Genomic DNA, 24,706 nt, shown 5'->3' with positions numbered 1-24,706 from the left:
GAAGCTAATAGCTTTAGGGGGCTTGTTCATGCTCTAGCGTTCAAATAAAGGAATGTGTGCAAATTTTTTCACATCGAACAACCCTTTATCTGTCATTTTCAACTCTGGGATAACTGGTAAAGCTAGAAATGACAATGTTACAAAAGGATGAAAATCTTCTGCAAAACCGAGTTTGCTTAACGCTTTATGAAGTTCATTTACTTCAGAAACAACCGTCGATGCTTGTTGATCCGTCATTAATCCTGCTATAGGCAATGGTAACGATGCGATCACTTCTCCGTCATTGACGACCACGATTCCGCCGCTAATAGTTTCAATCGCTTTTACCGCCCTTACGATATCGGCATCATTCACTCCTGTTACGACAACATTATGTGAATCGTGGGCAATCGTCGTAGCAATCGCTCCCTTTTTCAAATGTAACCCATTAACGATTCCAAGACCGATATTCCCTGTAGCATGGTGACGTTCAACCACGGCAATTTTTAGTAAATCATTCGAAACTGATGACTCGAATTCTCCATTCATTGAAGCGACCTTTTCTTTTCGATGCCGCGTAACGAGACTGTTAGGGACCACTTCAATAATATTTGCGACTTCATCCTGTTCCATCGGAATTTTAAATAATTCCTTATTCATTTCCGGGAGATTTACGGTATTTTTGACAACATGTGATTCTGTATATTCATCTTCAATTTTAACCATACATCGCCCATTTTCAGCGACTAAGTAACCTGATTTGTACACTTTGTTTATCGTTACTTTATTTAAGTCATCTAATAATAAAAAATCAGCTTCATATCCCGGTGCGATTGCTCCTTTATTTTTCAGTCCATAACATTCAGCAGCGTTTAATGACGCCATTTGAATAGCCATTAGCGGATCAAACCCTTGTTCAACCGCCAACCGAATATTATGATCAATACTGCCTTCCGTTATTAATTCATCTAGGTGCTTGTCATCTGTACAAAAGAAACATCTTCTAGAATTTGCCGGAGTAACCGCCTTTAATAAAGCCTTCACATTTTTTGCAACCGATCCTTCTCGCAACATGACATACAAGCCACGTTGCAGACGCACTTTCGCTTCTTCGGCTGTTTCACATTCATGGTCTGTTTGAATATTTGCGGTACTATAAACATTTATATCATCAGGTGAAAGCCCAGCCCCATGCCCATCTATTACTGCTCCAGCTTCTTTCGACTGACTTAGCTTATCGATCATTGACTCTGACTGGTGTTTCACTGAAGGGAAATCCATCACTTCGCCTAATCCAATCACTCTTTCGTGACGAAAAAACGGTTTTAGCTCATCGATCAACAATGTTGCCCCTGAATTCTCAAACGGTGTTGCCGGTACACATGATGGGAGCATGACAAATACATCTAGCGGGATTCCTTCAGATGCATCAAGCATATATTGAATTCCCTTCGTACCAGAAACATTTGCAATTTCATGCGGGTCGGCAATGACTGTTGTCACTCCATGTGGTAACACAACTTTAGAAAACTCTGACGGAGTTACCATCGATGATTCTATATGAACATGTCCATCAATAAATGACGGACAAATGTACTGACCTGAGGCATCAACCTCTGTTTTTCCTTGAAAATGTCCAATCCCGACAATTTTATTTTCTGAAACAGCTACGTCAGCTTCGATAATTTCTAAATTAAAAACATCAACAATTTTTCCGTTTTTAATGACTAAATCAGCGTCGACACCTTTACTTGCAGCAGCAATTCGTTTTTTAACACTTTCCTTTTCGGTTATCACCTTTATTCTCCTCTCTGAACAGCGTACAACTTCTTGACATATCGTTAATATATGTATCCTTTACGAGACGATTCAACTACGTGTCTTTTTCGACCAAAAAATCCAGACTGACCTCAGATTTTAGCATTATAATGAGAGGAGAATATACACGAGTAAAAATACGTGTCATTATCCTCTCGTAGTCAAACTTTTTACGGCAGCTTGGTAGAAACTTCTGGACCTTATTTCCAGCATTATACGAAAGGTTTAGCGAGTATACATAATTGGATATTGAAAAACATTCTAAAGTTAAACGTTCATTCTGTCAACGGTAACACCTCAGTTATTATCGTATGTACACTCATTGTTCCGCCAATGACTTTAAATGTCATCTGATTCCTTTCTCCTCCACTTTCATACTAACGAGCAGTTTCCTTTTTGAATATACATAATCATAACTGAATGTCGGAAGATGGAGTGATTGAAATGCCCCAAAAAAGATTACGTAAAAATAAAAGGTTTCATCAAAATATGATCGATAGTGAGGGAAATGCGACGAAAGAAAGCATTGATCAATTAAGGGCAGAACTTAATGCACTAGATAACAACGAAAATCCAGCACTCCAAGCAGCAGAAAGGAAAGTGCTTGCTGGAACATGGATTCAAACCTTCGGAAATGTCCTTGAAGCAGTTGGTGTTACTGAAGAACTTCTTATTCTTCAAGAGGAAGCGGAAACTGAAGGAGAAGATGAAAACTTTAGTGGCGAAAAGAAAGCTGTTTTAGGTGTTTGGTTTCAAACAATCGGAACAGGCCTAGGTGCGATTGGTTTTACACAACAACTTTTACCTAACCGAGAAATGCAAATACAAGGAAGAAAACTCGCTATTATCGGCTCTTGGTTAGACTCGTATGGGGCAGCCTTAGAAGCTTTAGGAGAAACTCAGCTTCTTCGAGAAGACTTAGAAGAGGATGTTCCATTCTAACGAATTGGTGGAAAAGAGGAGGTTTTCCCTTTAAATAAACAGTCAACCTCCTTTATAATCCCTTTTTATGCTGATTAAATTCCTTATGCAAAGAATAAGCCGCTGAACTCACCTAATAGCCTCTATCATTCCATCCGCAAATCAGAGTAACTTAGGAAAATTTTATTCGGGTTAAGGTTCGTACGTATAATCCTAAAAATACCGTACGTGACAAACTAAATAAAATAAATGACAGCCAAACGCCATGATTATGAAAAGCCGATGGAAACAATAAAATCGCAATTAAATAAATAATTAATGCGTAAATGATTGAATTTCGAATAAATCGCGCCTCTGTTGCACCGGAAAAAATTCCTTCTAATTGCAATCCCCAAAATCCTGCAAACGGGAAAACAATCATCCAAATAAGGTAACTGGCTGCCGTTTCTATAACAGCTGTATCCGTTGAAAATAAAGAAACGATCGCTTCTCCTAATAAAAACATACATCCAGATAAGAGGATTGATGATACGAGCCCCCATTGCACGGATAAAAGAAATACCCGCTTATATAGGAGCTTATCTTTTTTTCCGATAGACCTTCCGATCAAAATACTGGAAGCATTAGCAAATCCGCCAATTAAATAAGCCATTATATAATGAACTTGCAATAATACAGCATTAGCTGCTAAAGTAACTTCCCCTAAACTAGCCCCCATTGCTGTGAAAGACACCGTCATGGCTAGTAAACAAACAGTCCTTAGAAATAAATCCCGATTGACATTTAACATGCTCAGTAAAGGTTCAGAATCAAATAACATGTTCACATGAACATTTTTCAACGATAACTTTTTGCTAATGAAAATTAACCATATACCGAATAAAACGGCACTCATTTCCGCTATTAATGTCGCATAAGCTGCCCCGGCGATCCCCAAATTAAATCCGATCACGAATACAATACTCAAAATAATATTTAAAACATTCATCGATATTTGTGAAGCAAGAGAAAGCTTTACCTTCCCTAATCCCATTAACCAACCAACAATTACATAGTTTAATAATGTAAAAGGCGCTCCCCATATTCTGATTGAAAAGTACGTTGAAGCAAATTGATTTACGTGTTCACTTGCACCGATAACAATCATTGATATATGTAATATAGGAGATTGAAATATAATAAATAATAGACCAAATAAAATCGCAATGATCATCGGCCGCAAAAACGTTAAAACGACTTCTCTTTCATTATTTGCTCCTTCTGCTTGTGATGTAAAGCCGCTCGTACTCACACGAAGAAAGCCTAAAAGCCAATACATTGTATTAAAAATGACAGCACCGATAGCAACTCCACCAATTGCAGCGGGGTCCGGAATTCTACCAACAACAGCTGTGTCAACAGCACCTAATATCGGTGTCGTTATACCAGAAATGATTAACGGGATCGCCAAAAATAAATACTGCTTTTGACTTAATATCGACTGAGTTTTTTCTTGTAAGGACACCCTCGCTAATTTCATGTCGTTCTCCTTTTATTGTGTAGGGCAAGAAAGCCCCGGTTTGAACCCTATTCATTTAATTAAGTTGATACAAATTGTAATGATTACTATTTTCATTAGTTTACTATACTCAACAAATGAAATAAGTGTCAATAACAAATCGAAATTACCTCGCATTAATTTAGGAAAAAATATCCTCCCTTGCGACAAGAGAGGATTGAACGTTGAGTAACTTTATATACTCCTATTTCTAAAGAAGGCAAACATAAATCTGATTGTTTTTTACACAACTTCTTTTTTAAGCTGGCTGTAAAATAGATCAGCATAAAAGCCATCATGCTCAAGCAATTCGTTATGTGAGCCTTTTTCAATAATATTTCCTTCATTTAGAACAATAATTTGATCAGCTTGCTGAATCGTGTTCAACCGATGGGCAATAACAAAACTCGTACGTCCTTCCATAAGACGATGCAACGCTTCCTGAATTTTTATTTCAGTCACTGTATCAATACTGCTCGTTGCTTCGTCCAAAATTAAAATCGAAGGGTTGGCTAATATGGCTCTTGCAATTGATAGCAGCTGCTTTTGCCCTTGGCTGATTCCACCACCCTCAGAATTAATTTTTGTATCATATTTATCAGGCATACGATCGATAAATGGATGGGCATTTGCCAATTTAGCAGCTTCTTCTACCTCTTTATCCGTTGCATCAAGCCTGCCGTAACGGATATTTTCTCGGATCGTCCCTTCAAATAAAAACGAATCTTGCAGCACAAAAGCCATATGCTTTCGTAAGCTTTCTCGCTTTACTTCACCGATATTTTGACCATCTACTAAAATACGACCGCCAACCGGATCGTAGAAACGCGATAATAGATTTAACACCGTTGTTTTTCCAGCACCAGTAGGTCCAACGAAAGCAACGGTTTCACCTTTTTCCACATGGAAATGAATATGATCAACGGTATCCTCATCATCTTCATAGGAGAAAGAAACGTGTTCAAAGGACACTTCTCCATCGACTTGATCAAGCTCAATTAATCCTTTTTCATCAGCCATTTCCTGTTTTTCGTCCATCACTTGGAACACTCTTTCTGCACCAGCTATTGCTGATAACAGTGTGTTAAACTGGTTCGCTAAGTCATTGAGTGGTCTTGTAAATTGACGTGCGTATTCTACAAAAATAACGATAACACCGACACTAATATGGCCATTTAAAGCAAGGATTCCACCAACTCCTGCAATAATCGCAAAGCTTAAGTTGTTTAGCATATTCATCAGCTTCGGAATAAAACCTGATATCGTTTGTGCCCAAAAGCCAGAAGTTCGAAGTCTCGTATTCTTTTCTTCAAATTCACGGATCACTTTCTCTTCTTGAGAAAACGTTTTAACAATCCGCTGTCCCGACATCGTTTCCTGAATATATCCGTTTAAGTTACCGAGATTTTTTTGCTGCTCCTTAAACAGTTTTCCAGTTCTGCGCGTAATCCATTTTAACCCTAAAAACATTGATGGAATAATTAATACGGTTAACAAAGTGAGTAACGGACTAAGCCAAAGCATAACCGACAGTGTTCCAATTAACGTTAATAAACTGGCGAAAATTTGAATAACTGAACTGTTCAACGTATTACTGACGTTTTCTATGTCGTTTGTTACCCGACTCATAATATCACCTTGCTGCCGCTTATCAAAAAAAGGAATAGGCAGTTTATGCAAGTGCTTAAACAGCTCTGTCCTCAATGTGTAGACCGTCTTTTGCGCTACACGTATCATCCAAAAATGCTGCAGAAATACAGACAATGAGTGAAGAAGATAAATGACTGCAAGAAGCAGAATAGCTAGCTGAAGTCCGCTTAAATCTCCTTGCATGACAAAATAATCAATCGAAAAACCAACGACTAATGGTCCAAGTAAAGCAAACGCAGAGCTAAAGACAATCATCAAAATAACGAGTGACAGCTTTCCTTTACTTTCAGATAAATAGTTCCATACACGTTTTAATGTAGTCGCCCAGTTACTGACACGCGGCTTTTTGTTCTGTTTGTCACTATTCGTTTGGCCGCTACGTTCATTTTCATCAAAAATGTTTATTTTTTCATGCTGGAAAGGTTTTTTAAGATCGTTGAACATGTGTCATCTTCTCCTTTCCAAACTGAGATTCATAGATTTGCTGATACAATTTAGAATGCATGAGTAACTCTTCATGACTTCCTTTTGCCGTTATCTCACCATTTTCGAGCAAGAGAATCGTATCAGCCCGCATCGTCGTACTCATTTTTTGTGTAATCATAAGTGTCGTACAATTGTACACTTGCAACGCCTTCAGTAAGTGCGCTTCCGTTTTCACATCAAGTGCACTCGTACTGTCGTCAAGCAAGAGAATAGACGGTTTTCGAACGAGCGCACGCGCAATTGAAATCCGCTGTTTTTGTCCGCCAGATAAGTTGACACCACGCTGCCCTAGAATCGTATCATATTTATTTGGCAGCCCCTCAATCGTTTCATGAATTTGTGCATGAACAGCTGCCTCTTGTATTTCTTCAATTGTTGCATCTTCTTTTCCCCAGGCAATGTTATCTTTAATGGACCCGGTAAAAAGCAAGGCTTCCTGTGGTACGTAGCCGATTTTTTTTCGTAAATCATCAAGCTTCATTTTCGATATGTCTGTATGATCGAAATAAATAGTACCGGCGCCTGCATCATATAACCTTGGAATCAGCTGAAACAATGATGTTTTTCCAGACCCTGTCGCTCCGAGAATTGCGAGACGTTCTCCTGGATTCACATCAAAACTGATGTTTTGCAAAACGGGGGTCGTTGTTCCTGGGTATTTGAAATGTACCGAATCAAATGTAAGCTTTCCTTCATTCGGATGCTTAGCCAACGTTCCTTCCCCATCGACGAGGTCGACTTCTGTTTCAAGTACATCGGCAATCCGTTCAGATGAAGCTTTTGCACGAGAAAAAATCATCACAATCATTGAAAAAACTGATAGTACGCCTGTCATACGTGTGACATAGTTGACAATTGCAACGACTTCACCGACAGTCGCTCCTTGTGTATTAATGTTTACTGTTCCGAACCAGAGGACACCAATAATACTCATATTCATGACAAATAAAATAACCGGCATCGTCGTTTCGATTAACCGTAACGCAGAAACGGTCCTGTTATGCAGATCTTTACTTTCCTTAGTAAATCGTTCCGATTCATGGTGCCTTCTTAAAAAAGCTTTAATCAAACGAATTCCCATTAAATTTTCCTGTACAACTCCATTCACCTTGTCTAGCTTTTGCTGTACGGCTTTAAATAAGCGGCCAGCTTTCCCCATCACCCAAATGAGGAATCCGACAAGCAGCGGTACAGAAACGACGAGAATAAGAGCGAGCTGCCAATTAACAATCAGTGCCATAATGACTGATCCGATCACGAGCAGCGGGGCTCTGAGCATGATCCGCAAACTCATAAAAATCGTATTTTGCAGCTGGGTAACATCGTTTGTCATCCTCGTAATAAGCGATGATGTCGGATGTTCGTTAAAATTTGAAAAGCTGAACGACTGAACTTTTCCAAAAAGCTTGCTCCTTAGATCAAATCCGGTGTTTTGACTCACATGAGCTGCATAGAAGGAATTGATGATCCCTGCAGCAAAAGCGATTAATGCAAAACCGATCATGACACCGCCCCAAGTCATGACGACTCCGATGTCATCTGCAAGAATTCCGTCATCGATAATCTTTGCCATAATTAATGGCTGGAGAAGCTCGACTGCCAATTCTACTAACGTTAAAAATAGTGCAATATAAATTGGTAACTTATAAGGTTTTAAAAACGAAAAAACTTTCTTCATATTTGATCCTCCATGATGACTTATCAGGTTTAGGCTTAGCGTCTATCATCACCATACCTAAAGAATAATAGAATTGTTGATTTGTTGATTTGATGAAAAGCGGGGCAAAGGAATACGTAGTTTTCACTAATTTAAATTTTCTGATAACGTAAGTTGAAGAAAATCTATAAGTATCCTCCCTCTACTTTACCATAAATTAAAGGGAAGATAGGAGGAAAAACTTCGAATACCGAAATTTTTTGTTGTTTTGGGACATAGAGATAGTGGTTGGATTAAGTCGTCTTGGAGGGCTGAAGTGGGGCTGATGTCTGTCCTCTAATTTCCAGCTGAAACCTTTTATTTACTCACTTTTTGAAGCATACAAGATTGAAGCATGTTCACTTGAACCAGCTTCAAATGATCACCCTTTAAATCATGAATAAATAAGACGTAAAATTGGATAAAAGTGCCTGGCACCTGGGAATGATTTCCCAGGTGCCAGGCACTTTTATAGACTGATAAGTTTTATGACGCGTTTCGTTTGTTTATAGATCAAATCAGCACCTTGCTCCATCGCTTTTTCTAAACTCATCGGTTGATCTACGATCGGCATTGTCATCACAATTCCTTCTGATTCTAATTTTTCAACACCTTCTCCAACCGAACCAGCAAAAGCGATTGTTGGTATATCATACTTTTTCGCAGCTCTCGCTATTCCAACAGGAACTTTTCCGAATAGAGTCTGCCCATCTATTTTTCCTTCACCAGTAAAAACGAAATCCGCACCTTTTACATGCTCATCAAAGTTCGACCACTCCATGACAAGGTCGATTCCTGAACGAAACTCGGCATTTAACAATGAGTATGCCGTAAATCCGATTCCTCCAGCCGCTCCTGCGCCTTCATGGAACCGGTGATCAACTTCGGTATGAGCAACAACAATATTTGCAAACTGTTCCATTCCTTTTTCAAACAAAGGTAATGTTTCTTCAGTCAATCCTTTTTGCGGACCGAATGTATAATTAGCCCCGTCTCGTCCAAGTAGTGGATTTGTCACATCTGATGCGACAATGAACTGAACATGCTTGATTCTTTCCTGCAATAATTCCGTATTTATACATTTGATTTGTTCTAGTGCCCCGCCGACAATTGACAGTTCCTGATCATTTTCATCATATATTTTTACCCCTAGTGCTTGCAGGAGACCCACTCCCGCATCAACAGTTGCACTCCCACCTAAGCCAAGCATAATCGTCTTAGCACCTTCTTGAATAGCACTATCTATGAGTAAACCGGTACCATACGTTGTTGCACGATACGGATCCAGTTCATTGACATTTAATAGTGGAAGACCGGAAGCTGCAGCAGTTTCAATAACAGCCAGTTTCTCCTTAGGAAACCATCCGTATGATGCTTCGATCGGACGTCCAAGTGGATCAACAGACTTCACTTTCATTCGCTCGCCGCCACGAGCATATAGCAGTGCATCGACAGTTCCTTCCCCACCATCTGCCATAGGTAATGTGACAACATCAATTGCCGGATTGACTTCCTTTATCGCTCTGCCCATTTGCCTGGCTACTTCCTCACTTGATACTGAGCCTTTAAATGAGTCTGGAGCTACTAAGATTTTTCTCATCTCCATAACAACGCCCTTCATCTATAATGTATCATCCTTATTTTCCCATTGACTCCAACTGATTTTCAAGAGAAAACATAAAAGAACGTTGCTTTGAAATCGATATTTATTCATAGGAGATTCTTTTTAGGTGACTCTTCTCGCTCCTACATACGCAGTTTTCCAATACTTTTTTAGTTTTGATACCTTCACTTTTTCCCCTTGCCTAAATGTGTGCAACATTTTCCCATCACCAATATATAAGGCAACATGTCCAATTTTTGAGATGCCTATGAGATTTTTCCGCTTTGATGTCGTGAAAAATAACAAATCCCCCTTTTTAATCTTTCTACCTGAAATGTCTTTACCTGCTAGAAATTGCTGTCGTGAATTACGAGGCAGTGCGATACCATTTTTATGGAAAATATATTGGATAAATGAACTGCAGTCAAAAGTTGCTGATTGGAACGGAGGAGAGTTAAACACATAGGGAGTACCTAAGTATTTCTTACCTGTACGAATGATTTGTTTTGCTTTCATACGTAACACTCCTTCTCGTCAAAAACTTTTAGTATAATTTATTCATGATCCATTTAAGCGATTGGACAAGAAGAGTTTGTTTTTTATGATCGGAGTGGTTGAATTGAGAAATAGAGGGGCTGCTATCATTCTTAAAGAAGATGAAGTCGCGTTAATCAAAAGAGTAAAAGGCAACAGAACATATTATGTTTTTCCAGGAGGAGGAATTGAAACAGGAGAGACACCGGAACAAGCAACAATAAGAGAGGCGTATGAAGAGTTAGACGTACACATTCGCATCGAACATTTACTCGGGAAAGTCGAATGGAACGGAATCCAATATTTTTTTCTTTCTAAAATCATCGGGGAACATTCGGTACAGGAAAAGGTGAAGAGTACACAGCTAGAAATGTGCTTGACGGAACATATGAACCTGTATGGCTTCACATCGGTCAGCTCGATTCAATAGACGTTCGCCCGGAGGAAATCGCAAAAATAATCTATTTAATCGCCTCTGAATGAAGTTGGTCATTTCTTACTGTTCTTCTCTCCACCAAAAAATCATCCCTTTAATATTGCTTTTGCCAAAAAAAATGCACTTACTGAAAATAATTGATTTATTTTCCCGGCTGCAATCATCTCCTCCATGTCATTCCAATCTATTATATGAATGTTAATGAACTCTGTTGGATCTAAATCTTGCTCAAAGGCTTTATAAGCATCCTTGACTAAAAAGGTGATGACTTTATTCGTTTGTGTAGCAGGATTCACATAAAATTCTCCTAGGCAAATGGGACCTTGATCTGAGACAAATCCTGTTTCTTCTCTCACTTCTCTAACAATTGCATCGTCATAGCCTTCTCCTTCTTCCGGCTTTCCAGCTGGTATTTCTAAGAAATGATCAGCAGCTGCATAACGATATTGTTTGACTAATACGATTTGGTTTTCTTTTGTTAACACAATAGCATTAACCCAGTCTGAATATTCTTGGACATAATAGTTTGGAATGACGTTTCCGTCCGGAAGCTCACAGCGATCTTTCCTTAAGTTTCCGAAAGGGGTTTGATAAAGATATTCTGAATGTAACGTTTTCCATTCTTTCATACTATTCCCCCCCTTACTAATCCAATTCCTTGGTGTAACAGCATCATTTCACTGCAATATAAATATCAACTTGACTATTATTTGGATCTTGTGCTCGTTCGTCATAAACTTCAAAATCTGCTGTAAATGCGCGCTCGTTTTCTTTAGACCATTCCCATATTTCCTGCCATGCCTCAACGACTACCTCTTGAACAGGCCCCTTTTTAGTTGTGAAAACAACATAATTAGAATTAGGAACCGTGAATTCTTTCATCCCTTTTGGAACATTCGAATCCTCAGACAATTTGTGTCCGATAGCAAACGTATATGTTCCGTTTTCATCAGACTCGTAATTCGTATATAAGGCAATCGTTGGTGAATGGGATGGTGCCCCACCGCTATAAAACTTTTCCCACAATCCAGGTATGACTCCTTCGCCACTCATTTCAGCTTGATTACTCGTTTCCACGCTGAATCCGAAAAACGTAAACTCGTCTAACTTGACCTTCCTATTTTTTAAACTAATCATTTTAATGCCCCTCTCTAATTTAGTTTGTTAATAGAATTCGAGCCACCACTTGAAATTCCTCTTATTTTTTTCAAACGACTTTATAAACCATTTAGGACGTGTGAACCGTTATTTGTGAACAAACCGGTATTTTTTCAATGTCAACGGACATCAGGTTCGCTATTACTAAAAAATGACGATGATTTAGTCAATTTAAAAGGAAATAGAGTCCTTCATGTCCGATAAATTGAAAACGGACTCAATTTTATAAAATAAGGTATACTATGTCCGCTTGGAAACTATTTTAGCAATTGAAGTTGTTGCACCCCTTTATCGATTGACGTTTCGATATAACCAATGATTTGTTCAAACGTAAAAGCATCTAATTTATTCGTGTCAGTCTGTTGATCTTCCATATCTGAATATAAATATGGGATAAAGCTTCTCACATCTGCTGCTTTTACTTCTTCAAGGTCTGGGAGAATTTTTTCTTTCGTGGTGTCCAACAACTGTGGTGATAGCTGGTAATGTGCCAGTAACATGCGATTTAATAAACGAAAGTCGTTATGATATTTTGTAAACATAGATGGATCGTTTTCTAGCCTATTTTTTAACCAAGGTAAGTAAAACCCTGTTAACCAAATATCATCTGCAACAAGGTGAGTAAAGTAACCGCAAACGTAATCAACTGCTTCTAGTGTGTAATACTTTTGCCAAAAAGCATGATAATCAATTGTTCGAGAATAGTCAGCGACATTACCAGAAAAGAAATGCGAAAAATCTTTCGATGAAACAGCGTCCGGTGCAATTCCTCCGAGTAAAAATGCCGTTCTATCTGCTACCTCTATTTTTTCGGAAATTCGATCAGTAATAATTACATGCATTATTCTTGATCCCAAGTGTCTATTCCTCCTAAGTGTTACTGTTGCAACACCATTTTTACTCGTTCATTTTGCTCTTCTTTATCCATAAATTCATAGAACCCTAGTCGGTTCCCCCATGGATCAGTAAATGTGCCCCACTTTACTGGAACTTCTTCTCGAGAATAAATTTTAAATGCTTCAACATTCAGCTTCTCTATTACTCTCGTCCGTTCTTTCTCAATATTTGTTACTCCAAGCCTTAATGGACCACTTCCAGGTGTCGGTTCTCCTTTTGCTACCTGTAACCAACAACCACGAATTAACTCCCATTCTGCAAAGCCTTCATGAGGGATGAAATCGGGCTTACGGTCTAACAATACTTTATAAAATTTTTGTCCTTCTTCTAAATTTTTAATGCGTACTTACACTGTCATGTCAACAATCATCGAGTATCTCAATTTATCGATGTCCAGCTTTTCTCGCTTCAATATATCCGTAATATACACATGTTCCGTTTTGAGAAAGATCATTCACATCAAAGCCACAGCGTTTATAAAATTCATAATTATTTGCAGAAGTATGTGCAAACCAGTCTCCATGTGGCAGCTTTTTAACACAGCATTCAACTAATTTTTTACCAATCCCTTTTCCACGATATGTAGAGTGGACAATTAAGTCCATAATCGTTGCTGCCATAATTTGATCAGATATCACACGTACCATAGCAATCATTTTTTCGTCATCCCAAACTGTAAAAGCCCAAGTAGAATTCTTGAAAATCAATGAGAACTTTTCTTTCTGCCAATTCGGTGTATGACGAGCCCCTCCTGCATCTTGAAACAAACTTTCAACTTTTTCAGGTGGAACTTCGTTCGTGCTTTCCCTGATCACTAGCCCTTGAAAGTATTCATACATCCCACGCCCTCCCTTCCTAATTTATTTTCACTATTCAACAAAAGGGATCTTTTTCCTTTTTTTACTTTCGGTTACAAGGAAAAAAAGACTAAAAAAGGAGCTGATCATTTAAGATGAACGAGCCCCTTTTTCAGTCGCTTTACTGTTTCCAAGTATTCTGTTTTCACTTAATTCGTATACCTTATATCATTTGTGACAGATTTTGCATAAAGCTTTCTTGTGATTAAGTAATACGAAAGCTGCAATATAAAGTAAATTCCGATGACGAGTGCAGCATATCTAGTTAAATTGGCTGCTAATAAATTGCTTAACGCTACATAAGCAAACAAAGCATGCACCGTTCCAATGACAAATGGGATAAAAAATAACATCGCTACTTCATGATTTAAAATTTTCCGGATTTCTTTACGAGTTAACCCTACGCGAAATAACGAATAGATTTGCATTTTTTTATCTTCAATCGTCGTAAATAGTTTTAGATAAATCATACTGCCTTGAACGATAAAAAATAATAGACTGACGAATAACCCGATAAACAGCGTCAATGCGCTACCTTGTTTTATCGATTGGAAGCCAGTCGCTCTCGTTTGTAATTGATGTTCTGCACCGTCAAGGTTAGCTTCAGCTTCAATCATTTCTGATACCTCTATTGCTTGTTCCCAATTATCCATTTCAAAGCCGTGTACACGAGCTTTATTAGAAAGAGGGACTTCATTAGATATTTGTTCGTAAAGTTGGTCTCTCACAATGATCGATGATGTAGCAATTCCAATAGGAGCAATGACTCCTTTATTTAACTGTTCTATTATAACTACTTCCTCGGTTAAGTTTTGCACTTGAATCTCTAAATGTTCGTCTTTCTCGAAAAAATCATATTCAAGGTACTCATATGGATAATTATAGACCGCTTGATTATCTCGCAATTCTATCGTTGCAAATCCTCTTTTTTCCAGAATCCGATTAATTTCGCTTTCCGGTAAAAGGAGTGCTTCACCTTCTACTCTTTCTCCGGTAACATTCTCCATGAAATGAGACACAGGAACACCGACAATATCGACTTCATACAGAATCTCGAAACCTCCATCATTCAATGTCTTCCTCACTTTGTCCGGTTCAATAATTGAATGTTGTTCTGCGTTATTTTCCACCCAGCCTATCGCTTGAGGCATATTCCTTTCGCTTTGATCTTTTAAATCCGCATAAAACATAAAAATGGTGCCTGCTGCCGTTAAAATAACTGCAGTAATGACCGAGGTGAGGAAAAACATTTTTGAAAAGTCTCTCACATGGAACAACATATTCGTATCTGTTACAAGATTCGTTCCGCGGTACAGTCTCGATTTTTTTCCGTAAATCGATTTCATAACTGCAACGCTTCCTTGAGTAAACAGAAAATAAGTTCCGACTAATACAAAGAACAAAATCGGCAAAATCCTTCCAAAAACGTTAAGCATTGCTATTGTTGCTGCTAAGTAGTACGTTATACTTAAACAGACAACAGTTAAAAGGACGAGCCAATAAGAAAATAGCGGTGTATTTTTCGGTTTGCTTGCTTCTTTTAACAAATCTATTGGCTCCTGCTTGCCAACTTTGAACAACCCAAGCAACGTTAACAGTTGAAATAAAATGAAAAATCCACCAATCGTATACAGAAATGCTTCAGGAACGAGCATAAATTCAATCGGACTATCTACAGAAAGAAGTGCAGACATGAGCATCAGAAATAATTTCGAAAATAACAGTCCGAGTCCAACTCCAACAACAATTGCCAAAATCGAAACGATCGTTTGTTCAAAATAGATAAGTTTTCGAAGCTGTCCCTTAGACATCCCAAAAAGTGTCAACAAACCAAATTCTTTTTTTCTCGTCTGAAGAAAGGCTCCATTTGAATAAGAAATAAAAAAGACAGAAAAAATGATAATGATGATTTCTGCTGCGATCATTCCTCTTCTCGTAACAGCTGCTCCTTTCATTTCTCCTTCAATGACGTCTGGGTGAAAAATAAAGGCTGCATACATATAAAAGATTGTGACGGCAAAAATACAGCTTAAAAAATATGCCAAGTATCGTTTGGCGTTGCCTTCAATGTTTCGTTTAGCTAGGTGACGAATGTTCATGAAAGTCACCTCCGAGAACGCTCAATGTATCAAGAATTCGCTTATAGAAGGTCTCTTGATTCTTCCCTTTATAAACTTCAGAAAAGAATTTTCCGTCTTTAATAAAGAGCACTCGGTCACAAAAGCTAGCTGCTGTCGGATCATGTGTAACGATTAAGGTTGTCGCACCTTTCTCCTGTTGTAGGAGGGAAAATGCGTTCATGACTTGTTTTGCCGATTTAGAATCTAAGTTTCCTGTCGGTTCATCAGCTAAAATAATCGAAGGTTCATGAATAATCGCACGCGCAACGGCTGCCCTTTGCTGCTGTCCCCCCGAAATCTCATACGTTCGTTTCTCCAAAATGTCAGTAATTCCTAAAATATTTGCTAACTCAGTGATTCGTCGATTCATTTCTTTTGTTGAATAATTGTCCAGGGCAAGAGGAAGTAAAATGTTCTCCCGAACCGTTAATGTATCTAGCAAATTAAAATCTTGGAACACAAAGCCAATTTCTCTTCGTCTAAACAGTGCAAGCTTATCGTTTTTTAAGTGACGTGGATCTGTATCATTAATGATGACTTTTCCTGATGTTGGCTTATCAATCGTTGCAATAATATTTAAAAATGTCGTTTTTCCACTTCCTGATGGCCCCATAACTGCAACCATTTCTCCTTTATCAACCTCGAGAGAAAAACGGTCAAGTGCCTTAAAAGAAAGTTCCCCTTTCTTCTGGGTGTAGATTTTCGATAAGTCTTCTGCTTTCAATATTTCCATCGATAACTGCCTCCTTTAACCTTTTGACAACACTAAGTATACGTTCTCTGGAATCTTGTCTGCCATCGAAGTTTCTTTCATAACCGTAAAGAACCTTACATTTTTGTCACATACCATGTAAGGTTTCAGATTCAAACGTGAACGATACAGTTGTCCCTTTTTCAGGTTCAGCATCAACGGATACAGTATGACCTAACGACGTACAAATTTCTTTCACTAAATAAAGTCCCATTCCAGTTGATTCTTGATAGTGTCTGCCATTCTCCCCTGTAAAAAATGGCTGAAACACTCGTTTGAGATCATGACGCGGAATGCCTACTCCATGATCAATGACGTTAAGCTTTACAATTTTATTCTTTTCAATAACTTCAAATGTAATATGATCGTCGTTACCTTGGACCGAATATTTCAAGGCATTGTAAAGCACCTGACTTATCGCAAAACGAAGCCACTTTTCATCACTATAGATAAAGATCTGTTCATTTTTCGTTATTAGTTTTGGATAGAGTCCCCGTTTTATAAATTGCTTACGATCATCATTAATGACATTTTTCACTAAAGAGACGAGATTCATTTTAGTTGGTGTTATATCTTCTGCAAAGTTCCGTACCCTTGCTCCGTGGAGAATAATGTCAAGTCCACGCCTAAATTTATCATTTTCTTCTTCAATTTCTTCTATACAGTGCTTCATATGATGATCATGAAACCTCGTTTTTCCCTCCTGGGCGATAAGTGAAATAACCGACACTGGCGTTTTCATTTGATGCACCCACTGGTGGATAAGAACCTCATACTGCTCTCTTTGCTTCATTTCATCTGTAACTTCAGCTCTTCCAGCTGCGTTAGTTATCTTTATGAGATTTATCCATTGCTGCTGTTCATATGTGATTGGCTGAATATTCATTAATGCATCAATTTGATCAAAAGTTGGACTGTTCAACTCATTCATTCGATTGATTTGTTGATACAATCGTTTGTGACGAAAATAATCGATAAGGAAAAATATGATGAGCAGGAAAACAGCGAGAATGATCATATAAAGAAGGTTGCCCATTGATGGTGACAAGCCAACTTCTATAAGTGATAAGCTGTACACGAGTAAAACTGTACTAACAAAAATAACGAAAAATATAAGGAGGATGAGACGATCTCCTAGAAAATGTTTCAGCTTCATAATGGCTCGTCCCCTTTTATGAATAACCTGTAACCTTTGCCTCGAACAGTGTGAATCGCATTCTCAACATGAATTTCTGTCAGCTTTTTTCTCACTCTCGTAACATTAACCGTCAAGGTATTATCATCAACAAACGCATCTTCGTCCCATAACGCTTCGAGTAATTCTTCCCGACTTACAACCGCGTTGTAAGACTGAAATAACGTACGAAGAAGTTGGAACTCGTTTTTTGTTAACACGATTTGTTCACCTTTATATTCAACAGTGAACTGATTCGGGTGAAGGATGAGTCCTGCTTTTTCTAATTTTTGTTCATCTTGTCTTGCTGAAATCGCATATTCACCATAAGCTCTTCTTAACGTACTTTTTATTTTTGCCAAGACAACTTCCAAGTTAAAAGGTTTCGTTATATAGTCATCTCCGCCATATTCAATCGCCATTACTTGATTCATTTCTTCCGTGCGAGCAGAAATAAATAGGATTGGCACTTTCGATTGCATGCGAATTTGTCTGCACCAATAAAAGCCGTCATAGTAAGGCAAATTGACATCAAGTAACACAAGGTCCGGTTTAACAGCAGCAAATTCCTCGTCAACCGCAGCTAAATTTTCTGCGACGTGTACTTGATAACCGTAGCGTATTAAATAATTCGTTAAGATCGAAGCAATCTTATGGTCGTCTTCTACTAATAAAATTTGATACATACTTTCACTTCCCCGTCCGTTCACGATAAAGATTCATTTATAAAGAATGGTCGACATAGTCATCAAGTATTCGCCGATGACTTCCAATGAAGTTTTCTGGAAAATCTTTCGGATAACAAAAGGTGAGCTGGACTGATTCATTACGGTCTGCTTCTAGCTTTCCTTCATAGTTTTTGGTAGAGTAGGCAACAGTAACAGCATAAAACTCATCGCCATTTTCTGCTCTAACAAAATAGTCTTTTCCCGAGTATACGTTTAATAATGTGAGATCATTGACAGTTAACCCAGTCTCTTCATATACTTCACGTCTTGCTGCTTCCTCAGTCGACTCCGTTAATTCTAGTAACCCTCCAGGCAAGCCCCATGTCCCTTTTGGGTATTTACGTTGTTGTAATAAAATTCTTCCATGCTCATCGACGACGACAACGACAGCTCCAACTAAAATGAGCGGACGATGTCCGACAATTTTACGTAAGTCTTCGACATATCCCACTTGTTTTATGCTCCTTCGTTCATTTCTTCATCTCACCATTAATGAAATGTAATTTCACTCATAGGCTTAACATCAGCAAACCAGCGTAACAGTTGATTATGATGATGAATAATTTGTTCAGCTGATAACTCTTTTGTCCCCCATGTGCTATGTGTATCAGAAACTAATGTGACTTTGTACCCCATGCTGAATGCTCGTCTGCACGTCGTATCGACACAAACATCCGTTTGGATACCAGCTAAAATAAGATGATTGATTCCTTGTTTTTTCAAGTTTTCTTCTAATGTTGTTTCGTAGAAAGAATCAGGTGTTTTTTTATGAATGATCGTCTCCTCTAGCAACGGTTCAATGTCAGGATGAATTTCCCATCCTTTCGTTCCATATTCCATCGGTGTCCCTTTCCCTTCTTCATGTTGTACAAAAAAGACCGGAACCCCTTTGGAACGTGCTTCTTCCAATAACATTTGAATATTTTTTATCAATTTTTTTCCGTTAAAAACAGGGTTCCCTTCAGCAAACATGTCATTTTGAACATCAATAATCATAAGAGCCGTTTTCATCATCATAACAACCTCTCTTTTCAATTTTATGTAGTCATTTTAACATAAATATCCAACCTTAAATGTAGAAAACACATGGGTTCCTTTTTTGAAAACCATGTGCTCTATTTTTATACTCCGCGTTTGTTCCCCCAGACGAGTGTGTGAAGCTGGGGTAATACACGGATGTTCGTTAATTCATGGTCCTTCATCGTTAAGTCAATGAGCCATTCATACTTCTGTAATAGCTCATGACGTAAAGCTGTGTCGTCTTTTGTAACAACATGATCATTTCCTACTTGTAAATAGAGAGAAAGCTTTGGATACCGTTTACTTATTTTTTTAGCAAACTCGTAATCTCCTTCATTAAAAATGACAACTTTTAAACTGACGAAACGTTGACGTTCGCTCTCTATTAATTGACGCACAATATAATCAAGTTTTGCCAAATCGACGTTCATGCTTGAGCTCGGTGGTTTTGGCGACAAAGTCAGATCATCAATTTGAAGAAACCAATCTTGCCATTTGCTCCCTTGTGTTTCGAGCGCAACTTCAACGTTGTTTTCATGAAGAAGTTCAACAAGTTCACCGATTGATCGGATGAGTGCAGGGTTGCCTCCAGAAATCGTGACGTGTGAAAATGTTTGCCCGCCAACTTCAAGAAGCTGCTGCCAAACTTGTTCTGCAGTCATTTGAACAATCTCATCTTTCGCACTTCCATCCCAAGTAAAAGCTGAGTCACACCATGAACAAGCATAATCACAGCCTGCTGTTCGAACGAACATCGTTTTTTGACCAACTACCATTCCTTCTCCTTGAATCGTCGGACCGAATACTTCAAGTACAGGGATTTTACTCACTTTCCATCCACTCCCGCTTCACTTCCGCATAGCTTGTCGGAGTTTCATACAAACGTACAAATTCGACACGCTCTTGTTGACCTGAGTTTCTTTTCTCGAGTGCTTCTGACATTTTTTCATAAATCCAAACGACCATATTTTCAGCTGTCGTATTCATCGGCGGCAGCATTTCATTTAAATAACGGTGATCAAGAAAGATTTCAATCTCATTTTTCCATATTTCTTTAATATCTCCAAAATCCATCATTAGCCCTGTCTCATCAACAAAACCACTAATACCAAAAATCACTTTATACGTATGACCATGGAGGTTTTTGCATTTCCCTTCATAGCAATGAAGGTGATGAGCAGCATCGAATGTGAATTCTTTACTAACAAGTACCCGTTTATGATGATATTTTAATTGACTTCGTTTAATATCTTTATCAATTTTTTGTAAATTGTCGACAATTTTAAAGTCGTACATAATTATGAATCTCCTTTTTCCTTTAAATATGAATCTAAGCCATTTTTACGTAGTTTACATGCTGGGCATTCACCACAGCCGTCTGCAATTATACCGTTGTAACAAGTTAATGTTTTTTCTCGTATATAATCGAGTGAATTGAGCTCGTCTGCCAATTCCCATGTTTCTGCTTTGTCCAGCCACATGAGGGGCGTATGGATGACAAACTGATCGTCCATCGACAAATTCAAGGTAACATTTAGTGATTTAATAAACACATCACGACAGTCCGGGTAACCGCTAAAGTCTGTTTCGCAAACACCTGTAATTAAGTGCTTTGCACCGACTTGCTTTGCGAGAATCGCAGCAAATGATAAAAAGACAAGGTTACGTCCTGGTACAAACGTGGACGGAAGTTCTCCTTCTTTTTCTTCTATATCAATGTCATCACGTGTTAATGCATTCGGAGCTAGTTGATTTAACAATGACATGTCGAGCACGTGGTGCTTTACATTTAATTCTTCTGTGATATTCTTGGCAACGTCAATTTCTAGTTCGTGACGTTGGTTGTAATTGAATGTCACGGCTTCCACTTCTTTAAATTTCTCTTTTGCCCAAAATAAACATGTTGTGCTGTCTTGTCCTCCGCTAAACACAACAATCGCTTTGTCATTTTTCATTTATTTTCGCTCCTTACAACTTTCTATTTCGGCGCAGCTTCTCTCTGTGTTGACGCAACTTCTCTCTGTGTTGACGCAACTTCTCTTTGATCGTGCGCAACTTCTCTCTGATCGTGCGCAACTTCTCTACGAGTTGACGCAACTTCTATGTTTTGCCACAATAACGAAAAAAGAGAATAAAAATAGACCGCCCCTAAGGACATGTCTTTTCCTTAGTTTTTTATCGAGGGTTTGGCTAGAACCTCGCCTGTACGAATGATCATGTACAGAGTTGCTTTTCAGTTGCAAAATGCATTATAACATATCAAATCATCCTCAGCATTAGAATAGTTTGGAAAGTCGCTATCATTAACATCTATACGAAGAGTATAATACCCAAAATCTCCCAGGTGCCAGGCACCTGGAAGAACATGGGGTCTTCTTTTCGGAATATTTGATGATGCCTGTTAAAACAGTTTTCCGTGCTTATACATGAGTGTGAATAGTCGTTTTAGTGCATTGATGTAGCACGTATGTCGAATCCCGTTTATTCCTCTAGAAAAATACTCGTTAAAAACTCTTTTGCAGCTATCTTCCATTTGAGTATACATTTCTTCTAGCACTTCTTGCTCTGAGTAATATTGAGTAATTCGGTCTTGCTTCCATTCTAGATACGAAACCATTACCCCACCTGCATTGGCTAAAATGTCAGGAATAACAACCTTTCCTTGCTCGTACAAATAATGGTCAGCTTCCGTTGTTATCGGTGCGTTCGCTCCTTCTACAAAAATCTCTGCCTTCATTTCTTCGACATTCTTTCTTGTAATCACATCTTCGATCGCTGCTAATATGAGTACATCAACATGTAATGTAAGAATCTCATCACGTTCTAGAATCTCCGCCTCAATTCCGTACTCTTCTAATTGTTGCTCTGTATTTGGCAATTGACCGTAGTTCTCCTGAAATGCGATTAGTTTTGGTATGTCCAATCCATCTTTATGAAACAACGTAGCAATGTGATCACTGACAGACACAACGTGATGATTAATATCTGGACATTCATAAGCCATCAATGCAGCAACCGAACCAACATTCCCAAACCCTTGCACTGCCAGTTGAACTGGATGCCCATCATGACTCTTCTCATAAACCTCTTTCAACTTTTTATATTGCTGGAAATGCACACCTTTAGGAATTAGCTCCTCTTGGTCCTTTTGTTTTCTCGCCCATTGATGAACGAGCCACCAATAGCTTCGATATACTCCACGTCCAGTTGCTTCTCTACGACCTTTCGCCCCACCATTATCAATACTCTTCCCTGTAAAGGCACCTAAATAGTTTCCTCCAGGATGAATCGTTTTGTATTCTCCGACCATCCAATCCATGATTCGTTCATCTGTTCCCATATCAGGAGCCGGGATGTCATGAGTTGGACCAATATCCGGAGCAAAGCGCTGTACATATTTTTTAGAAACTAAGTTAAGCTCTCGTTCAGAATAATCTTTCGGGTTAAGAACAACCCCGCCCTTAGCTCCACCGTAAGGAAGGTTATGCAAGGCATTTTTTAATGTCATCAAAACAGCTAAATTTTCGACCTCCTCTTCATTCACCATCTCACTAAAACGAATTCCACCTTTATAGAAACCTGCAATATTATTGTGTTGGATGCGATAAGCTGGTATCCGTTCAATTTTTCTATCATCCCTTGATACTCGTATGTAGCTTTTCACAACTTTATCTGTCGTTGTTAATACTTCTGTAGCGGATTGAAACACCTTTACCCGATCATCACCACGGAGCTTTGGCAGAAACTCTTCATCTTTTTCAATGTGCACCATCATTTGTTTCATCATCTGCTGTGTCTCAGAAATTGTCACTTTGCAAACACCCCTTCTCTCATCCTTTTTCGGTTTCCTAATTCACGTCCGCTTTCATTTTAAACAAAACTTAGCTTATTACCAAGTAATAACGAAAGCCTTAGTTGACATTTACACGATCAAAGGAAATGCGACTTCTGTCTGCTAGTATAAACGAAGTTACTCTCACTTCATAGCTTCATTTACACTATTGAACACAATAAGATCATCCATTCATATTGTTCATCTTTTTTACCAAATCATTACGATACTCCATATTCAATTAATATGGCGTCAATATTCGTGAGTTAATGTTAATTAGTAGAAACAGTTATGTTTATAGGATCGAGGGGGGATTTGATGATTGAGACAAGTGTAGAGTTGAGAAACTTGACAAAAAGTTATAACGGTGAAGATTTCGCTGTAAAAGAAGCAAGTGTGACGATTCAACCTGGAGAGTTTTTTATTTTAGTCGGACCATCTGGATGTGGAAAAAGTACATTGCTCAGAATGATAGCTGGACTTGAAGAAATTACTGCTGGAGAAGTTTGGATTGATGGTCAATTTGCTAACACAACACCTCCTAATAAACGAAACATTTCAATGGTTTTTCAAAATTATGCACTCTACCCTCATTTAACGGTTGAAGAAAATATTATATTTGGATTGAAAGTACGTAAAGTCTCCAAAAACGAACAAAAGAAGCGCTGTATGGAAGCAGCAACAATGTTAGGAATGACCGATTATTTAAAAAGAAAGCCTCGCGAATTATCAGGCGGACAACGTCAGCGAGTTGCACTGGCTCGAGCAGTCGTCAGTCAAATGCCAATTTGTTTAATGGATGAACCATTATCTAACTTAGATGCTAAACTCCGTGGCCAAATGAGAACTGAAATCAGGCAACTCCAACAAAAATTAGGAATAACGATGATTTACGTGACACATGACCAAGTTGAAGCAATGACGATGGGCGACCGAATCATGGTACTAAAAGATGGTGAAGTACAACAAATTGGGGACCCTTTGGAAATCTATAATCATCCAACGAATGAATTCGTAGCAAATTTTATCGGTTCACCACCGATGAACATTTCACCAGCTGAAAATAAAGGGAAATATTCGAATCTTTCTATTGAAAATTCTTTTGTTTTACCACTAAATAACAAAAGCCAAGATATTTTGAATGATCGTTCTGTAAATATTGGCATACGCCCTGAACACCTAGTGCCAGAATCATCGATTGATGATGATTCATTCGATCGCGTTACGTTCAATACAAAGTGTAAAAATGTTGAAATTCTCGGTAATGAAACATTAGTTGCATTTGAGCTCGGAAATAACATTTGGAAAGCGAAAATACCGGGACAATGGCGGTATAAACAAGGGGAAAAACTTTCATTTTCCGTCAGTCATAAACATATTCACTTTTTTGACCGACTTACTGGTCAAACGATCAATCTCAGGATTTCTCCTAAATCATTTCACCGTCCAATTGAACAAGGGGTGCATCTGTTTTGAAAGAAGCACTAAATGAAACGATTAATAACAAGT

Annotated in this window: 24 protein-coding genes, 1 pseudogene and 2 riboswitches; of the genes and pseudogenes, 3 read left to right on the top strand and 22 right to left on the bottom strand. The window is 38.4% G+C overall.

Annotated features, from left to right (window positions below; translation table 11 throughout):
- Positions 1-33: 33 nt before the first annotated feature.
- Complete coding sequence (gene ade / locus CD001_RS11020) at positions 34-1,776, bottom strand: adenine deaminase (protein ID WP_096187783.1); 1,743 nt, start codon at positions 1,774-1,776, stop codon at positions 34-36.
- Positions 1,777-1,935: 159 nt separating this feature from the next.
- Positions 1,936-2,037, bottom strand: a riboswitch (purine riboswitch).
- A gap of 204 nt (positions 2,038-2,241) precedes the next feature.
- Between ade and CD001_RS11015 the strand changes: the two genes are divergently transcribed.
- The gene (locus CD001_RS11015) at positions 2,242-2,739 is read left to right on the top strand and encodes a hypothetical protein (protein WP_096187781.1); all 498 of its coding nucleotides are present in this window, start codon (positions 2,242-2,244) and stop codon (positions 2,737-2,739) included.
- Positions 2,740-2,890: 151 nt separating this feature from the next.
- Here the strand turns inward: CD001_RS11015 and CD001_RS11010 are convergent, their stop codons facing one another.
- From CD001_RS11010 to CD001_RS10990, 5 genes are all read right to left on the bottom strand, one after another.
- Entirely contained in the window at positions 2,891-4,237 is a 1,347-nt protein-coding gene (locus CD001_RS11010) for an MATE family efflux transporter (protein ID WP_096187779.1), read from the bottom strand.
- 261 nt (positions 4,238-4,498) lie between these two features.
- Positions 4,499-6,349 carry an ABC transporter ATP-binding protein gene (locus CD001_RS11005; RefSeq protein WP_096187777.1) on the bottom strand — a complete coding sequence of 617 codons (1,851 nt, stop codon included), beginning with the start codon at positions 6,347-6,349 and terminating at the stop codon, positions 4,499-4,501.
- Positions 6,333-8,069, bottom strand: coding sequence for an ABC transporter ATP-binding protein (locus CD001_RS11000; protein WP_096187775.1), 1,737 nt, complete (start codon positions 8,067-8,069; stop codon positions 6,333-6,335). The genes CD001_RS11005 and CD001_RS11000 overlap by 17 nt, the downstream gene beginning before the upstream one ends.
- A gap of 487 nt (positions 8,070-8,556) precedes the next feature.
- A complete protein-coding gene (locus CD001_RS10995; RefSeq protein ID WP_257009786.1) occupies positions 8,557-9,708 on the bottom strand; it encodes a glycerate kinase family protein in 1,152 nt (383 codons plus the stop codon).
- 105 nt (positions 9,709-9,813) lie between these two features.
- A complete protein-coding gene (locus tag CD001_RS10990; RefSeq protein ID WP_096187773.1) occupies positions 9,814-10,206 on the bottom strand; it encodes a C40 family peptidase in 393 nt (130 codons plus the stop codon).
- An 85-nt stretch (positions 10,207-10,291) separates the two neighbouring features.
- On the opposite strand from CD001_RS10990, the pseudogene CD001_RS10985 reads away from it, so the two are divergent.
- Positions 10,292-10,707: pseudogene (locus tag CD001_RS10985) on the top strand (NUDIX hydrolase).
- Between the two features lie 39 nt (positions 10,708-10,746).
- Here CD001_RS10985 and CD001_RS10980 read toward each other — a convergent pair.
- From CD001_RS10980 to CD001_RS10905, 16 genes are all read right to left on the bottom strand, one after another.
- Positions 10,747-11,289, bottom strand: a complete 543-nt coding sequence (locus CD001_RS10980) for an NUDIX hydrolase (protein WP_096187771.1) — start codon at positions 11,287-11,289, stop codon at positions 10,747-10,749.
- Positions 11,290-11,332: 43 nt separating this feature from the next.
- Positions 11,333-11,797 carry a GyrI-like domain-containing protein gene (locus tag CD001_RS10975; protein ID WP_096187769.1) on the bottom strand — a complete coding sequence of 155 codons (465 nt, stop codon included), beginning with the start codon at positions 11,795-11,797 and terminating at the stop codon, positions 11,333-11,335.
- 278 nt (positions 11,798-12,075) lie between these two features.
- Positions 12,076-12,675, bottom strand: coding sequence for a hydrolase (locus tag CD001_RS10970; RefSeq protein ID WP_096187766.1), 600 nt, complete (start codon positions 12,673-12,675; stop codon positions 12,076-12,078).
- Between the two features lie 20 nt (positions 12,676-12,695).
- Complete coding sequence (locus CD001_RS10965) at positions 12,696-13,016, bottom strand: VOC family protein (RefSeq protein WP_306454068.1); 321 nt, start codon at positions 13,014-13,016, stop codon at positions 12,696-12,698.
- An 82-nt stretch (positions 13,017-13,098) separates the two neighbouring features.
- The gene (locus CD001_RS10960) at positions 13,099-13,554 is read right to left on the bottom strand and encodes a GNAT family N-acetyltransferase (RefSeq protein ID WP_096187764.1); all 456 of its coding nucleotides are present in this window, start codon (positions 13,552-13,554) and stop codon (positions 13,099-13,101) included.
- Positions 13,555-13,721: 167 nt separating this feature from the next.
- Positions 13,722-15,671, bottom strand: a complete 1,950-nt coding sequence (locus CD001_RS10955; RefSeq protein ID WP_096187761.1) for an FtsX-like permease family protein — start codon at positions 15,669-15,671, stop codon at positions 13,722-13,724.
- Positions 15,649-16,425: an ABC transporter ATP-binding protein gene (locus tag CD001_RS10950; protein WP_096187760.1), complete on the bottom strand. Its 777-nt coding sequence runs from the start codon at positions 16,423-16,425 to the stop codon at positions 15,649-15,651. The genes CD001_RS10955 and CD001_RS10950 overlap by 23 nt, the downstream gene beginning before the upstream one ends.
- A 106-nt stretch (positions 16,426-16,531) precedes the next feature.
- Positions 16,532-17,599 (bottom strand): sensor histidine kinase, encoded by a 1,068-nt coding sequence (locus CD001_RS10945; RefSeq protein ID WP_096187757.1) that lies wholly within the window; start codon positions 17,597-17,599, stop codon positions 16,532-16,534.
- On the bottom strand, positions 17,596-18,303 hold the full coding sequence (locus CD001_RS10940; RefSeq protein WP_096187755.1) for a response regulator transcription factor: 708 nt from the start codon (positions 18,301-18,303) through the stop codon (positions 17,596-17,598). Before CD001_RS10940 ends, CD001_RS10945 begins: the two co-directional genes overlap by 4 nt.
- A gap of 37 nt (positions 18,304-18,340) precedes the next feature.
- Positions 18,341-18,796 carry an NUDIX hydrolase gene (locus CD001_RS10935; RefSeq protein WP_096187753.1) on the bottom strand — a complete coding sequence of 152 codons (456 nt, stop codon included), beginning with the start codon at positions 18,794-18,796 and terminating at the stop codon, positions 18,341-18,343.
- Positions 18,797-18,834: 38 nt separating this feature from the next.
- Positions 18,835-19,359: a cysteine hydrolase family protein gene (locus CD001_RS10930; protein WP_096190569.1), complete on the bottom strand. Its 525-nt coding sequence runs from the start codon at positions 19,357-19,359 to the stop codon at positions 18,835-18,837.
- Positions 19,360-19,466: 107 nt separating this feature from the next.
- A complete protein-coding gene (gene queE / locus CD001_RS10925; protein ID WP_096187751.1) occupies positions 19,467-20,195 on the bottom strand; it encodes a 7-carboxy-7-deazaguanine synthase QueE in 729 nt (242 codons plus the stop codon).
- Positions 20,188-20,661, bottom strand: coding sequence for a 6-carboxytetrahydropterin synthase QueD (queD, locus tag CD001_RS10920; RefSeq protein ID WP_096187749.1), 474 nt, complete (start codon positions 20,659-20,661; stop codon positions 20,188-20,190). The genes queE and queD overlap by 8 nt, the downstream gene beginning before the upstream one ends.
- A 2-nt stretch (positions 20,662-20,663) precedes the next feature.
- On the bottom strand, positions 20,664-21,320 hold the full coding sequence (gene queC / locus CD001_RS10915; RefSeq protein ID WP_096187748.1) for a 7-cyano-7-deazaguanine synthase QueC: 657 nt from the start codon (positions 21,318-21,320) through the stop codon (positions 20,664-20,666).
- A gap of 13 nt (positions 21,321-21,333) precedes the next feature.
- Entirely contained in the window at positions 21,334-21,462 is a 129-nt protein-coding gene (locus CD001_RS26905) for a hypothetical protein (protein ID WP_257009785.1), read from the bottom strand.
- Between the two features lie 64 nt (positions 21,463-21,526).
- Positions 21,527-21,571, bottom strand: a riboswitch (PreQ1 riboswitch).
- Between the two features lie 195 nt (positions 21,572-21,766).
- Complete coding sequence (locus CD001_RS10905; RefSeq protein WP_257009784.1) at positions 21,767-23,176, bottom strand: Glu/Leu/Phe/Val family dehydrogenase; 1,410 nt, start codon at positions 23,174-23,176, stop codon at positions 21,767-21,769.
- A gap of 339 nt (positions 23,177-23,515) precedes the next feature.
- Between CD001_RS10905 and CD001_RS10900 the strand changes: the two genes are divergently transcribed.
- A complete protein-coding gene (locus CD001_RS10900; RefSeq protein ID WP_096187744.1) occupies positions 23,516-24,673 on the top strand; it encodes an ABC transporter ATP-binding protein in 1,158 nt (385 codons plus the stop codon).
- The last annotated feature ends 33 nt before the right edge of the window (positions 24,674-24,706 follow it).

The sequence above is a fragment of the Evansella halocellulosilytica genome (assembly GCF_002335745.1).
Taxonomy (GTDB): Bacteria; Bacillota; Bacilli; order Bacillales; family Salisediminibacteriaceae; genus Bacillus_CA; species Bacillus_CA halocellulosilytica.
This window is presented reverse-complemented; position numbering and strand designations above follow the sequence as displayed.

What these genes read in the sequence shown, in the direction of transcription:
- CD001_RS10945 (WP_096187757.1), bottom strand. Translation starts at nt 17,599, where the DNA reads ATGAAGCTGAAACATTTTCTAGGAGATCGTCTCATCCTCCTTATATTT.
- CD001_RS10940 (WP_096187755.1), bottom strand. Translation starts at nt 18,303, where the DNA reads ATGTATCAAATTTTATTAGTAGAAGACGACCATAAGATTGCTTCGATC.
- CD001_RS10995 (WP_257009786.1), bottom strand. Translation starts at nt 9,708, where the DNA reads ATGAAGGGCGTTGTTATGGAGATGAGAAAAATCTTAGTAGCTCCAGAC.
- CD001_RS10980 (WP_096187771.1), bottom strand. Translation starts at nt 11,289, where the DNA reads ATGAAAGAATGGAAAACGTTACATTCAGAATATCTTTATCAAACCCCT.
- CD001_RS10955 (WP_096187761.1), bottom strand. Translation starts at nt 15,671, where the DNA reads ATGAACATTCGTCACCTAGCTAAACGAAACATTGAAGGCAACGCCAAA.
- CD001_RS10930 (WP_096190569.1), bottom strand. Translation starts at nt 19,359, where the DNA reads ATGATGAAAACGGCTCTTATGATTATTGATGTTCAAAATGACATGTTT.
- CD001_RS10900 (WP_096187744.1), top strand. Translation starts at nt 23,516, where the DNA reads ATGATTGAGACAAGTGTAGAGTTGAGAAACTTGACAAAAAGTTATAAC.
- CD001_RS10950 (WP_096187760.1), bottom strand. Translation starts at nt 16,425, where the DNA reads ATGGAAATATTGAAAGCAGAAGACTTATCGAAAATCTACACCCAGAAG.
- CD001_RS11015 (WP_096187781.1), top strand. Translation starts at nt 2,242, where the DNA reads ATGCCCCAAAAAAGATTACGTAAAAATAAAAGGTTTCATCAAAATATG.
- CD001_RS11000 (WP_096187775.1), bottom strand. Translation starts at nt 8,069, where the DNA reads ATGAAGAAAGTTTTTTCGTTTTTAAAACCTTATAAGTTACCAATTTAT.
- CD001_RS11005 (WP_096187777.1), bottom strand. Translation starts at nt 6,349, where the DNA reads ATGTTCAACGATCTTAAAAAACCTTTCCAGCATGAAAAAATAAACATT.
- CD001_RS10975 (WP_096187769.1), bottom strand. Translation starts at nt 11,797, where the DNA reads ATGATTAGTTTAAAAAATAGGAAGGTCAAGTTAGACGAGTTTACGTTT.
- CD001_RS10990 (WP_096187773.1), bottom strand. Translation starts at nt 10,206, where the DNA reads ATGAAAGCAAAACAAATCATTCGTACAGGTAAGAAATACTTAGGTACT.
- queD (WP_096187749.1), bottom strand. Translation starts at nt 20,661, where the DNA reads ATGTACGACTTTAAAATTGTCGACAATTTACAAAAAATTGATAAAGAT.
- queC (WP_096187748.1), bottom strand. Translation starts at nt 21,320, where the DNA reads ATGAAAAATGACAAAGCGATTGTTGTGTTTAGCGGAGGACAAGACAGC.
- CD001_RS11010 (WP_096187779.1), bottom strand. Translation starts at nt 4,237, where the DNA reads ATGAAATTAGCGAGGGTGTCCTTACAAGAAAAAACTCAGTCGATATTA.
- CD001_RS10960 (WP_096187764.1), bottom strand. Translation starts at nt 13,554, where the DNA reads ATGTATGAATACTTTCAAGGGCTAGTGATCAGGGAAAGCACGAACGAA.